General features: G+C 54.8%; 14 protein-coding genes and 1 pseudogene. 9 read left to right on the top strand and 6 right to left on the bottom strand.

Features of this window, described 5'->3' with window-relative positions; all coding sequences use genetic code 11:
- Positions 1–552 (bottom strand): annotated as a pseudogene (locus PKO01S_RS27280) (hypothetical protein); the annotation flags it as partial.
- Between the two features lie 480 nt (positions 553–1,032).
- On the bottom strand, positions 1,033–1,647 hold the full coding sequence (locus PKO01S_RS27275; RefSeq protein WP_127534599.1) for a superoxide dismutase: 615 nt from the start codon (positions 1,645–1,647) through the stop codon (positions 1,033–1,035).
- Positions 1,648–1,978: 331 nt separating this feature from the next.
- Here PKO01S_RS27275 and PKO01S_RS27270 point away from each other — a divergent pair, with 331 nt between their 5' ends.
- From PKO01S_RS27270 to folE, 7 genes are all read left to right on the top strand, one after another.
- Positions 1,979–2,401, top strand: a complete 423-nt coding sequence (locus tag PKO01S_RS27270; RefSeq protein WP_127534598.1) for a GNAT family N-acetyltransferase — start codon at positions 1,979–1,981, stop codon at positions 2,399–2,401.
- Positions 2,402–2,539: 138 nt separating this feature from the next.
- Complete coding sequence (locus PKO01S_RS27265) at positions 2,540–3,094, top strand: DUF402 domain-containing protein (RefSeq protein ID WP_127534597.1); 555 nt, start codon at positions 2,540–2,542, stop codon at positions 3,092–3,094.
- Between the two features lie 17 nt (positions 3,095–3,111).
- Positions 3,112–3,687 carry a signal peptidase I gene (gene lepB, locus PKO01S_RS27260; protein WP_127534596.1) on the top strand — a complete coding sequence of 192 codons (576 nt, stop codon included), beginning with the start codon at positions 3,112–3,114 and terminating at the stop codon, positions 3,685–3,687.
- Positions 3,688–3,699: 12 nt separating this feature from the next.
- Positions 3,700–4,134: a ribonuclease HI gene (gene rnhA / locus PKO01S_RS27255; RefSeq protein ID WP_127534595.1), complete on the top strand. Its 435-nt coding sequence runs from the start codon at positions 3,700–3,702 to the stop codon at positions 4,132–4,134.
- A gap of 137 nt (positions 4,135–4,271) precedes the next feature.
- Positions 4,272–5,393: a tRNA epoxyqueuosine(34) reductase QueG gene (queG, locus tag PKO01S_RS27250; RefSeq protein ID WP_127534600.1), complete on the top strand. Its 1,122-nt coding sequence runs from the start codon at positions 4,272–4,274 to the stop codon at positions 5,391–5,393.
- 155 nt (positions 5,394–5,548) lie between these two features.
- On the top strand, positions 5,549–5,761 hold the full coding sequence (locus PKO01S_RS27245; protein ID WP_127534594.1) for a YneF family protein: 213 nt from the start codon (positions 5,549–5,551) through the stop codon (positions 5,759–5,761).
- A 39-nt stretch (positions 5,762–5,800) separates the two neighbouring features.
- Complete coding sequence (gene folE / locus PKO01S_RS27240) at positions 5,801–6,394, top strand: GTP cyclohydrolase I FolE (protein ID WP_127534593.1); 594 nt, start codon at positions 5,801–5,803, stop codon at positions 6,392–6,394.
- 127 nt (positions 6,395–6,521) lie between these two features.
- On the opposite strand, the gene PKO01S_RS27235 is transcribed toward folE, so the two are convergent.
- Both PKO01S_RS27235 and PKO01S_RS27230 read right to left on the bottom strand, forming a co-directional pair.
- A complete protein-coding gene (locus PKO01S_RS27235; protein ID WP_127534592.1) occupies positions 6,522–7,883 on the bottom strand; it encodes a Fe-Mn family superoxide dismutase in 1,362 nt (453 codons plus the stop codon).
- Between the two features lie 123 nt (positions 7,884–8,006).
- Positions 8,007–9,110: an alpha/beta hydrolase gene (locus PKO01S_RS27230; protein WP_127534591.1), complete on the bottom strand. Its 1,104-nt coding sequence runs from the start codon at positions 9,108–9,110 to the stop codon at positions 8,007–8,009.
- 239 nt (positions 9,111–9,349) lie between these two features.
- Here PKO01S_RS27230 and PKO01S_RS27225 point away from each other — a divergent pair, with 239 nt between their 5' ends.
- Entirely contained in the window at positions 9,350–10,105 is a 756-nt protein-coding gene (locus PKO01S_RS27225; RefSeq protein ID WP_246070757.1) for an IclR family transcriptional regulator, read from the top strand.
- A gap of 147 nt (positions 10,106–10,252) precedes the next feature.
- Here PKO01S_RS27225 and PKO01S_RS27220 read toward each other — a convergent pair whose 3' ends face one another.
- The gene (locus PKO01S_RS27220) at positions 10,253–10,729 is read right to left on the bottom strand and encodes a hypothetical protein (RefSeq protein WP_127534589.1); all 477 of its coding nucleotides are present in this window, start codon (positions 10,727–10,729) and stop codon (positions 10,253–10,255) included.
- 117 nt (positions 10,730–10,846) lie between these two features.
- Entirely contained in the window at positions 10,847–11,737 is an 891-nt protein-coding gene (gene dapA / locus PKO01S_RS27215; protein ID WP_127534588.1) for a 4-hydroxy-tetrahydrodipicolinate synthase, read from the bottom strand.
- 113 nt (positions 11,738–11,850) lie between these two features.
- On the opposite strand from dapA, the gene PKO01S_RS27210 reads away from it, so the two are divergent.
- Positions 11,851–12,726, top strand: coding sequence for a LysR family transcriptional regulator (locus PKO01S_RS27210; RefSeq protein ID WP_127534587.1), 876 nt, complete (start codon positions 11,851–11,853; stop codon positions 12,724–12,726).
- Positions 12,727–12,762 lie beyond the last annotated feature (36 nt).

Below are 12,762 nucleotides of genomic sequence, written 5' to 3'. Positions count from 1 at the left end.
CCCTGGAGGGAACGGTCCAGGCGGGAACGGTCCAGGCGGGAATGGCCCCGGCGGGAACGGCCCTGGAGGGAACGGCCCCGGCGGGAACGGCCCCGGTGGGAACGGCCCCGGCGGGAACGGCCCTGGAGGGAACGGTCCAGGCGGGAACGGTCCAGGCGGGAACGGCCCCGGTGGGAACGGCCCCGGTGGGAACGGTCCCGGTGGGAACGGTCCCGGCGGACGCGGCGGTGGTCCCGGCGGCCCAGGCGGGAATGGACCTGGCGGACGCGGCGGCGGCCCCGGCGGCCCAGGCGGGAATGGTCCCGGCGGGAACAGCCCCGGCGGCCCCGGAGGCATTCCAGGCTGCATTCCAGGCGGCATGCCTGGAGTCATTCCCGGAGGCATCAGAGCCCTCGGATCGTAGTAATAGCCCGTCTCAGGGTCGATGTACGGCACTTGCTCTTCCGCAGCTTGGGCATTCGGGTCGAATGCAGGCTCGTGATAGCTGTTATCGTATCCGTATCCGTATGGATACCCGTACGGATTGCCGTAGCCGTAATAATTCGGATACATCGAGTGGTTCGCCTCCTTATCCCTGACAGCGTTTGTACTGGTTAAGTGTATGCGCCTACAGCGTGTACTCTTGCCTACTGAATTCAGCAAGCTGCACTTCCCCCATAAGAGACATGGACAATTAAGGGCTTTCAAGGGTGTTTATTTGTTTATCCGTATTGAATGCAGCAGAATAAGAGTCCCTCAAAGTATCTTAAACGCTCAATTCGTACTCGAAAGTGAGTGTGGATGACTATTGGGAGTCTTTAGGAGACTCTTAATTGGAATTAAGAGAGGCAAATGATGAAATAAGAGACCTTTCAGGGCTCTTATTTGCAAAGAGGTATGTGGGAAAGAGGGAAGCACCAGCAAACAGCAACAGCAACAGCAACAGCAACAGCAACAGCAACAAACAAAAATGGCAGAGCAGAAGGAAACCCTCTGCCCTGCCATTATGGCTTGCAACAGGCTCGGTTAAGAGGCCTGTCCAGGTAAAGCTTATTATTTCGTTGCTGCCTCGTAACGTTGGCCGACAGCTGCCCAGTTTACAACGTTCCAGAACGCTGCGATGTAGTCAGGGCGTTTGTTCTGGTAGTTCAGGTAGTAAGCATGCTCCCAAACGTCGAGACCAAGGATTGGCGTGTCGCCTTCCATGATCGGGCTGTCTTGGTTAGGCAGGCTGTATACTTTCAGTTTGCCGTCTTGTCCAACAGCAAGCCATGCCCAGCCGGAGCCGAAACGTGTAGCTGCGGCTTTCGCGAAGTCTTCTTTGAATTTATCGAGACCGCCGAGTTCGCTAGCGATTGCGTCCGCCAGTTTGCCCGATGGAGCACCGCCAGCGTTAGGGCCGATTGTTTCCCAGAAGAGGGAGTGGTTCGCATGGCCGCCGCCGTTGTTGCGAACTGCTGTACGGATTGCTTCCGGTACGCTGTTCAGATCGGCGATCAGATCTTCGATCGATTTGCTTTGCAGTTCCGGAGCGGACTCCAGAGCAGCGTTCAGGTTCGTTACGTATGCGTTGTGGTGACGGTCGTGGTGAATCATCATCGTCGTCTCGTCGATATGCGGTTCGAGAGCGTTGTTCGCGTAAGGCAGTGCAGGCAGTTGATGAGCCATTATATTACCTCCTGATATTGTGTTGATTTCAGGTACATTATCCCTTATTCAGGGGGATAAATCAACATTATTGTTGCGAAAGTCGAATGGTGGTAGAACGGAAATAGGGTAGCCCAAAAGAAGGACTAATATGTACAAAAGAACGCGTAAATTCGAGCTATCTTGTCGTAAATCTATGAAAACGCTTAAATTTAAGCGCTTTCAGTAATATTTAAGCGTTTTCAAGAGATTTTTAAAGAATTTTTAAAGTTTTAGAAGGATTTTTATTGTTTTTGTCGTATTTTATAGATTAAGCTTGTACTATGACATCGATTGAGGAGTTGTAACACACATGTACGTTCGTTCCTTTCAACTGTCTGACTACGGTGCTGTGACGGAATTGCTAGAAACCGTATTGTCAGATGATTGCTATGAACTGACGATGAGCGCGTTCGCGCGGCAATTGTCATGGGATAGCGATTTGGTGCTCGTTGCTGTTGAACAAGGCGAGATCGTCGGTATGATTATCGGCACGATCGACAACAATAAGGGTTATTACTATCGTGTAGCCGTGAAACGAGAGTACCAGCGTCAAGGAATCGGCCAATCGCTGATTCAAAGCTTGAAGCAACGATTTGAGCAGCGTCATGTGACCAAGATTATGATTACGGCCGATGAGCACAACGAGAAAGTGCTTCCGCTGTACGAGAAGCTAGGCTACGTAGCCAGCGATTTTTTTCGCTCGTTCCAGAAGCTCAGCATCGTAGCGGGATAGACAACATGTGCCGGTTATAGAGACAATCGATTAGGACGTTAGTTCCTGTTATTGAAAGCATATCCGAATGCCATTGCTTTTGGCGCCCGGATATGCTTTTCTTATACTATTAGACAGAAACGCGGTCAGGTGGAACGGATGAACAATTACCAGCCTTGTATGATCAAGAGCTTTAAGCATAATGGGCGGCTGCACCGGTTCTGGCACCGCAATTGGCTCGTCCCGGCAGAGCGGCTTGTCCCGGAGCACGCGGCGTTGTCGATGACGGTCCTTATCAACCGGCAGACTCCCATTCAAGAAGCAGACGGAAAGCTATGGACGAGCAGGGTTCCGGCCGTATCCTTTTTTATTCCAGGGGAATGGTACAATATCGTTGCGCTGCTGGAGGACGGAGGCGTCCGTTATTATTGCAATGTGGCATCTCCAATCACGCAGAACGACGATGTGTTTACTTATATCGATTATGATTTGGACGTCATTCGCACATCGGACGGAGGCATTCATGTCGTCGACCGTGACGAATTCGAGCGGCATCGCATGATGTATCATTATCCGGACATCGTGGTCCATAAAGTGGAAACAGGCCTGCAGAAGCTGCTTCGGCGGGCAAAGACGGCAGAAGCGCCTTTCAAGGACAGCGATGTGTTGAAGTATTATGAGGATTGGCTGCGAGAGGCGGCTAATTTCGTGTAGGAGTTAGGAGTTGAACTATGTCCGAGCTGGAAACTGGAGCGCCTGCTGAATTGCAGGAGAAGGGGCAGCCGCGTTTCGTCGAATGGATGGGATGGATCAAAACCGTATCCATCGCGCTGACGATTGTGCTTCTGCTCCATGCATTCGTATTCCACTTGTCCAAAGTAGAGGGCCATTCCATGCAGCCGACGCTGCACGATCACGATTGGCTGTTCGTCAATAAGCTCGTCTACTTGCTCGGCGATCCTAGGCTGGACGATATCGTCATCTTGAAGGATCCGTTCGACGAACAACCGGACCGAAAGCTGCTCGTGAAGCGGGTGGTCGGCCTCCCGGGCGACAAGATCGAAATTCGCAAGCGGATACTGTACCGCAATGGCGTACAGGCGGATGAGCCTTACACTGACTCGGAGATCGACGACTATGATTATGGTCCGTATGTCGTACCGGAGGGCAGCTATTTCGTGATGGGCGACAACCGCCATTCGCGCGCCAGCCGGGACAGCCGGTCGTTCGGCGCGATACCAAGAGGGCAGATCAGCGGACGGGCCGACTGGATCGTATGGCCGTTCTCCGATTTGAATGCGTTGTAGGAGCGAAAGATCATGAAAGAGCTTATGATTTATACAGACGGCGCTTGCTCGGGCAATCCAGGACCCGGCGGATGGGGCGCCGTATTATTTTTTGGCAAGCATCAGAAAGAGATATCGGGCGGAGAGAAGCACACGACGAACAACCGGATGGAAATTCAGGCGGTTATCGAGGCGCTTCAACTGCTGAAGGAGCCTTGCAAGGTGACGGTGTACAGTGATTCCGCATACGTCGTGAACTGCTTCCAGCAGAACTGGCTTCGCGGATGGCTGCGCAACGGCTGGAAGAGCAGCAAAGGACAACCGGTCGAGAACCAAGAGCTCTGGCAAGTATTGTGGGGACTTATGCAAATTCATCAAGTATCTTATGTAAAAGTGAAGGGCCATAGCGATAACGAATGGAACAATCGGTGCGATGAACTGGCCCGTGCAGCGATCAAACGTCTATAGCTGACCGGAAGGGGGAGGACAAGCCATTGGAGTCGGAGTTTGTACAACAGGATAGACAGGAGAAGGCGCCTGCTTGGCCGCAAGAAGTACCTCACCGGGATTGGCACGCGTTTAAAGAAGAGTTGAAGGCGGCAGCGATGTCGCTCGGAATTGACGATATAGGCGTGGCGTCGGCTGATCCTTTCTTAGAGTTGAAGGAGAGGCTTATCCGCCACCGTGAGCTGGGCAGGGAGTCCGGCTTCGAGGAGGCCGATCTGGACCGCAGAACGAATCCGGCACTGCTGTTCGACCGGCCGCAGTCGATTATCTCGATTGCTGTCGCATACTCATCCAAGCTTCCTGATCCGCCCAAGTCTGAGCCTGGCGCTCGCAGAGGGATTTTCTCGCGTGCCTCATGGGGAGTCGATTATCATACGGCGCTGCGGGAACGGCTGGGCAGGCTGGAGGCGTGGCTGAAGGAACGAGTGCCGGGAGTGCGCGTCGAGAGTATGGTCGATACTGGCGCTTTGTCGGATCGTGCGGTGGCAGAGCGGGCGGGTATTGGCTGGAGCGCGAAAAATTGCTCGATTATTTCGCCCAAGCTTGGCTCGTGGATCTATATTGGCGAGATGATTACGAACCTTCCGCTTCCGCCGGATACGCCGATTGCGGATAAGTGCGGTACTTGTACCAAATGTATCGACGCTTGCCCGACGGGGGCGCTTGTCGGACCTGGACAGCTCGATTCGAACAAATGCGTCTCGTTTCTCACCCAGACCAAGGGCATGTTATCGGACGAATATATGCGCAAAATCGGCAACCGGCTGTACGGTTGCGATACGTGCCAGATCGTATGCCCGGAGAACCGGGGCAAGAACTGGACGCATCATGCGGATCTGCAGCCGGACCCAGAGCTCGCGAAGCCGCTGCTTACGCCGCTCTTGACGATCGGCAACCGCGAATTCAAAGAGCAATTCGGGCACGTGTCAGGCGCGTGGCGCGGCAAGAAGCCGATTCAGCGTAATGCGGTTATTGCGCTCGGCAATTTTCGCGAGCACTCAGCTGTTCCAACCTTGACGGAAGTACTGTTGAAGGATACTCGTCCCGTATTAAGAGGAACGGCGGCATGGGCGCTTGGACGCATCGGAGGCGAAGAAGCGGCATCCGCGCTTCGGCAAGCGTCGGAGCAAGAGAAGGACACCGAGGCAAGCGAGGCGATTGCCCGGGCAATGACCGCGCTTACAGCGAACGCTATGAAAGAAGCGGCGGACACTCGTTGATGCAGCGCAGGCGGGGTGCCGAATATTTGAAGAAGAGACAATGGGCACAGGAAAAATCATCGTTTGCGAACGAAATGTTAACATGCTAGAATTAGGTACAATATGCCTAGATCCGTGCAGGATGGGCGCAACATGATAAGGACGGGTGACGGAAGATGTGGATTACGATTACGGCCATTGTGGCGCTGATCGTCGGTGCAGCCGGCGGGTTCTTCGCAGGTGTGTTCTACTTGCGTAAGCAACTGGAGCGGATGCAGAGCGATCCGGACATGCTCCAGAAGATGGCGAAACAAATGGGTTATAATATGAACAAGCAACAAATGCAAAAAGCGCAGCAAATGATGCGCAACCAGAAGTTCAAACGTTAGGAAACGGCAGTTTCTGCGCGTCCGGAAGGAGGAGATCGGATGGCGGGCAAGAAAGATTACGTCAACTCTGAAGTAGGGAACAACCGCGAGCAGATCGAGCATCATGTGCGGGAAATATTGAAGCTGATCGGCGAGGATGTCGAGCGGGAGGGCCTGCTTGAAACGCCTGCGCGTGTGACCCGCATGTATGAAGAGATTTTTGCGGGGTATGAAGTAGATCCGCGAGATGTGCTAGGCGTGACATTCGATGAGCAGCACGAAGAGCTGGTTATCGTGAAAGATATTGTCTATTACAGCCAGTGCGAGCATCATATGGCGCCATTCTTCGGGAAAGCGCATATTGGATATATACCGAGCGGCAAGATTGCCGGTCTGAGCAAGCTGGCACGGCTGGTTGAAGCTGTGTCACGCAGGCTGCAGGTGCAGGAGAGAATTACTTCGCAGATCGCGGATATTATCGAGGAGACGCTGGCGCCGCATGGCGTTATGGTCGTCGTCGAGGGCGAGCATCTGTGCATGTGTGCGCGCGGCGTCAAGAAGACGGGCAGCAAGACGATGACGTCTGCCGTTAGAGGCCAGTTCCGGCGCGACCCGGCTTCGCGGGCAGAGTTTTTGTCGCTGATCAGAGACTAGAGCGTTCTATAGAGAGAGCAGTCCTATGCCGTTTGGCTGGGGCTGCTTTTTTTGTGCATTTGGAGGTGTGTGGCGGGCAGCAAGAGAGCGGGCGGCTGCACGCTCTCTTGGATACCACCTTGTTGGCTTAGAAAGGATCCCAGATCAGCTTGCTCGCTTGCTCGAACCGCTGATTGGCGTACGGCCAGTTGACGACGTTCCACCAGTTCTTGATATAGTCGGCCCGGTTGTTCTGGTGCTTGAGATAGTAGGCGTGTTCCCACACATCAAGCGGCAGGATCGGTACGACGTCCCATTGCGATAAGTTCTGATGTTTCTCCGCCGTTAATATTTCCAGTCTTCTTGCACGCGGACTCCAGACAAGAATAGCCCAGCCGCCGCCCTCGACTTTGGCGGCTGCTTCGCTGAACTGATTCTTGAACGCCTCGAAGCTGCCGAAGTCGTTACGAATCTGCGCGGCGAGCGAGCCAGACGGCTGACCGCCTGCGTGAGGAGCCATCGACGGCCAGAAGAGCGTATGCAAGTAGTGCCCGGCGCCGTTGAAAGCGAGCTCGCGTTCCCAATGCTTGACGAGGTCGAAGTTGCCGGTCTGGCGCGCCTGCTGCAGCTCGCGTTCGGCTTTGTTCAACCCGTCGACGTAGCTTTGATGATGCTTATCGTGATGAATTCGCATCGTCGTCTCGTCGATATACGGCTCAAGCGCATTGTACGCATACGGAAGGGGAGGCAGCCGGTGCCCGCCGATCGGAACTTGAGGCGCCGGTGCCCGGTCATTCGCACTGGCTGGAGAGACTTCTGACGACGGCGCTGCAGCGGGTACCGTTTGATCGCCGATGGCGTTTCCGACGGCTGCGCTTTGCCCGTTCCCGGACTCCGGCCGCACGGTAGGCCTGCCCTCCGGATCGCCGGCGGCAGCCGTCGGCCCGGCCGTGACGACGCCGGTACGCGGCTTCGCGGCGGCGGTCTTGCTTATCTTGCGCGTGCCGGCGGCGCCGATTGTGACGACTGCCTCTTCGTTAGGCGGTTTGCCTGAGCCGTCCACATCCACATCGGGTGTAAATCCGTACCTATACGATTCGTTCATGCTTAAGAAGCCGTTGGATTCCCTCACGGCGTGCAGGACGAACGATTTGGCCGCTGGGTTGGCCGCAAGGGAAGGGCTGCGTTCAAGCATTTGAAGCAAATGCTCGACGAACCGCTGCGACTGGTAGGCGGATGCTTGCAGCAGCACATCCGCTCTGGCATTCAAAAGCTCGGGTTCGCTCGCCTCTTCCGGCGTGCGCGCCAGCGCCTCGTTCAAGCAGCGGTCTGCGACACGCTCCGCCGCGCGCAGCGGATGCTCCCATTCGGTGAGCACCCACACGAATTCAGGCTCCAAAGTCGGTGACAGCCGGCGTATGACAGCGGCATGCTCAATTTCTTGCCTTTTCCAATCACGAATTTCCTCCAGCAGCCGAATAGGCGTCTGGGCTCCATATACGAAAAGCACGACATCAGCCTCCTTGTTCATGGCGATCTGTCCCGTCGTCCGGATCTCCTGAGCTTGCAAGAGAACGTACGTCTACGCTACAGATGTATTCATGACATGGAGCGTCTATGTCGTGCTTTCGGATTATAGAATCACCGATTCGGCTGCTTCGGCGTCGATATGCTGCTGATGTACTTGGCCTAAAAATAGCGCTGCACGCTGGATATACTCTTTGGCATGAACCTGGAACAGCAGCTCGTGCTTGCCGCCGCCTACGATCCATTCGCGGGATAGCGGGTTCGTCTGATTCGCTGCGATATGCTCGGCTATCTCATAAGGTGCTTTCACATCCTCCGTGCCGTGCATGATGAACAGCGGAATCGGATAGTCGCGTGTCATGACCTCGTCCGCCGGAATGCCGCTGAACGATGTACCGGTAAACGCTGGAAGCATGAACTCGATGAGCGGAAGCGACGGATATTTAGGCAGCGGGAGTATCTGGGTTACGTTGTGGAACAGAGCATCCGGACTCGGGAGGAACAGGCTGTCGAGAATCATAGCGTCGATATCGTCAGTCGCAAGACCGGCTTGCAATGCCGTTCCCGCACCCATCGAGAAACCCCAGACGACGATTTCAGCCGCTCCGCGCGACTTGGCATATTGGACTGCCGCCAGCAGCTGCTGGGACTCTTCATGACCGCCTGTAGCCGGAGCCTTGTAGGCAGTGGATGCATAACCGTAATCGAACATCAACACATTATAATCCAACTGATGGAGCAGCTTGGCGAGATCGTACATCGGGACCCATGTTTCCTCGCGGTTGGCGCCATAGCCGTGGCTGAAAATGACGGTACGCTCCGATTCCACAGCTTGCGCTGGCATCGCGGCGGTCTGAACATCGGTTCCGGGAACCGGCAAATTGCCATCGTCACCTGCCGGGATGAACCAGCCGCCGACCGTCGTCCGTCCGCTGTGGCTAGGGAATGCAACATCTTCATATGCGAGGCCGGCAGCCTCGGTCGGATTGGAGTAGAGAGGGGCCACGTACGGATGGGCCAGCATCCAGGCAATGTAGCCGTGGAATGCGACTACCGCCAGAATGCACAGTGCGGCAACGGCCGACACCGTAGCGACCAGGGCATGTCTGCCTGTGCGGCGTCTGCTGCGGGCAGCATAGCGGGAAGCAGGACGAATGGCAGGTGCGGCTGGACTAGTCATCGGCAATGGTGTGGAAGCAATCGTGCTCATCCGGAACATCCCCTCTCTACATTGGAAGCGCTTTAGTCTTTTCGTACTACTATCGTATGACCGTCCTACTGGAGGTGTCAATCAATGTCGATGACTTGTTACCCGTTTGTAATATCCCTGTAAAATAGCGTCTTAAGGTTTACGATAGGGGTGGATTGAGTTATACTAGAAGAAAATAGGTTTCATTGTGTGAAACTATCATGCGTTATGCTTATCGATAGATGAAGGGAGTGGCGACGGTGTCAGAGGAAGGCAAATCGACGGTGCGTGCCGTCGAGCGGGCGCTCGATATATTACTGTGCTTTACTTCGGGAACGGACCTTGCGATGACCGAAATTGCGGAGAAGGTCGGATTGCACAAAAGCACCGTCCATCGGATGCTGTCGACATTGGAGGATCGCGGATTTGTCGAGCGCGACGGAGCGACGGAGCGTTACCGTCTCGGTTTCCGGGTATGGGAGCTGTCTGCGCATCTCACTTCGTCGGACGATCCGGCTGTCATCTGGCTGCCGGAGATGGAACGGCTCCGCAATTCGCTTGGCGAGACGGTCAGTCTGTATGTCCGCGACAGAGGCGAGAGGATTCGTATTCAAGCGGTGCAAAGCAATCAGGCGGTCCGCAGAGTCGCAACAGTGGGCGCACGTCTTCCGCTCTATGTCGGCGCTTCCAGTAAAGTGTTGATCGCGTTCGCAGACGTGGCGGAGCAAGAGCATATATGGAAGGAACTGGAGTCGCTGCAGCCGGCAGTCGTTAATCGGTACATGTTCGAGTGCCTTATGACTGAGATTCGGCGCAACGGTTATGCGACAAGCATCGAAGAACGCGAGCCGGGCGCTGCAGCCGTCTCGGCCCCGATATTCGACCGGCATAGCCGGCTCGTCGCTGCACTGTCCGTCTCGGGTCCGTCTAGCCGTCTGACGCTGGAACGGATGAAGGAAATCGCGCCGACGGTCATTGAAGCGGCGGGACGTATGGGAACGATGGCAAGGCAATAACGACAAGAGAGCTATCCCCAATGTGTTCACTCGACAAGGGACCATTTTAAATTACACGCGAAACAACCTCAGCCTCCACTGCGAAGTGGAGGCTGAGGCCATTTTTTTGAGGAAATTCAGTTATCCTCTTTAATAATTCCCGGTTGCTTAGCCTTTGACTTCAATTCCAAATGCGGCCGAGGTATGTCCTTTCGAAGTCCTGCCGTCGTCCGACATCCAATTAGCCGAAATGCTGAAATAATACGTTCCTGGCTGCTTCGGGGCATGGAAGGCTCCGTCTGTGAGCGGAATGTCTTGATCTTCATATTCATCTACAGACAGTGAGGCATGCAGCTGGTTGGGCGCTGGCTTGTAGTCGAACGCGATATGAATACTAGTATTGGGAGCGACAACGGTTGGCAGGTACCCTTTCAGCAACTTAATGGGACCTGGATAATCGGCGCATGTACGCTCCCAGCAATAAGAACTCTGTATAACAGGAATGACCGTATCGCCTGCAGCTATATTTGGGAGCGAGGGGGTGCCTTCGGCATTGCTGATCACGGGTGTTTTCTCTGCGGCGCAGCCCGCCATGACGAAGAGGAGTGCGAGAAAGAGTGAAGCGATAGTCGTTCGTTTAATCACAAATGCCACCTCCGCATTCATAGACGTACAGAAAGCGGAAATGTTACCGGTCGAAATCATAAAGTGCTGCAGACTTCATTGACGCTGGCATATCGTGATATAACTCGCCTGGGCTGATTATATGCTGTTCTGCAGCAACTGCTCTATTTGAGTACGGAGCATATCGGAGATCGGCGTCATAGGCAGACGCAGAGCGTCCGATGTGAGGATGCCTTGCCGGGCGAGCAGCCATTTGAGCGGTGCAGGGTTGGATTCCTGGAACAGCAGGCGGATGATCGGGAGCAGGCGGTCAAATGCGGCTCTAGCTTCGTGAAGCCGGCCCTCCGCTGCGAGGCGGTATACTTCAGTGAACTCTTCCGTGTGCACATTAGCGGATGCGAGCATGCCGCCGCTTGCACCTTGGCACATCATCGCGTGGAAATAAGGGTCTTCGCCGCACAGAATCGGCTTGCAGTCGTTGTTTGCTGTTAATTCAGCCGTGAGCTCGATGCCGCCTGAGCTGTCTTTGAGCCCGATGACGCCGTCGATATCGAGAATGGCACGCATCGTGTCGGCATGTACCCGTACACCGGTCCGCGACGGAATTTCATAGGCAATTACCGGAACACCGACTTCAGCGGCTGCTCTATAATGAGCAATGATCCCTTCCTGCGACGGCCGGTTGTAATATGGCGTGACGACTAGTACGGCATCGGCTCCCAGCATGCCTGCATGATCCGTACGGCGGATGGTTGATGCGGTATCATTCGTACCTGTCCCTATAATAATTGGAATGCGGCGGCCGAGACGCTTCATGCTTGTTTCCGTCGTCTGCATGAGTCTAGCAACTTCGTCCCAATGTACAGTTGGCGATTCGCCGGTCGTGCCGTTTAACACGATGCCTTGTATATCGTGGTTCAACAAGCCGCTGAGATGACGGTCATAAGAGGACAGATCCAGTTCGCCATTGGGATCGAAGGGGGTGATAACAGGCACATAGACTCCTTGCAGTTCGCGTTCACTAAGCATCGATACAGCCTCCCGAGATTGGAATGGCTTAACTTTAGCATGGAATTAAGTATCGGTGTTATCTATAATAATTGATGATCAATATCAATAATTTCGATGGGAGGGTCGAATTGATGGAATTGACCTATTTCCATACATTCCGGGAGGTTGCCGTCCGCCAAAGCATTACCCGTGCAGCGGAAGCGCTCGGTTATGCGCAGTCCAGTGTGACGACACAAATTCAGAAGTTGGAGAAAGCTTATGGCGTGCAGTTGTTCGAACGATTCGGTAAAGGCTTGCGTCTGACGGAGGCTGGAGAAGAACTGCTGCGAATCGCAGTGCAAATGCTCGATCTTTACAGGCAATCGCAGGAGAAGTTGGCCAAGCAAGGGGGCGGCACGCTGACGATCGGGACGATCGACTCGATTGCGTCGTATTATTTGCCTCCGCTCATTCAACGTATTCGCGAGGAGCAACCGGAACTGACCATACGGATGCAGCCCGACCGGGAACCGTCCATCATAAGCAAAGTGCAGGAAGGTGAGATCGACTTCGGCCTGCTGCTGGATAAGACGCCGTTCGACCCGTCGTTGACTTGGAAAACGATAAGGCGGGAGCCGCTCGTTGTTATCGCTCGGCCCGACCATCCATTAATGGCGGCGGCGCAACGGCATCTTGACCTTGCGGACTTGGACGGAGCCGAGTGGCTGATGACAGAGGAAAGCTGCAACTATCGAATTATGCTGGAGAAGCTGCTGCGGTCGCAGGGCGTGTCGTACCGTATCGGGTTGGAGCTTGGCAATCCTGAGGCTCTGAAGAGATGCGTCAAAGCTGGAACGGGCATTGCGATACTGCCGCGAATGGCGGCGGAGGAGGAACTGCGAAGAGGAGAACTCGCGGCGCTGCCGCTGGATCAACCAGAGCTGAGCTTGGAGCTGCTGCTCGTTATGCACCCGAAGAAATGGCTGTCGAACGCGCTGCGGCGTTTTATCGAGCTTTGTGAGCAATAAGAGAGGCGAGAAAGAGTCGCCGCTAACATAACAAAG

It is taken from the genome of Paenibacillus kobensis NBRC 15729 (genome assembly GCF_004000825.1).
Taxonomy (GTDB): Bacteria; Bacillota; Bacilli; order Paenibacillales; family Paenibacillaceae; genus Paenibacillus_T; species Paenibacillus_T kobensis.
The sequence above is the reverse complement of the archived record's forward strand: the minus strand, read 5'-3'. Positions and strand labels throughout refer to the sequence as shown.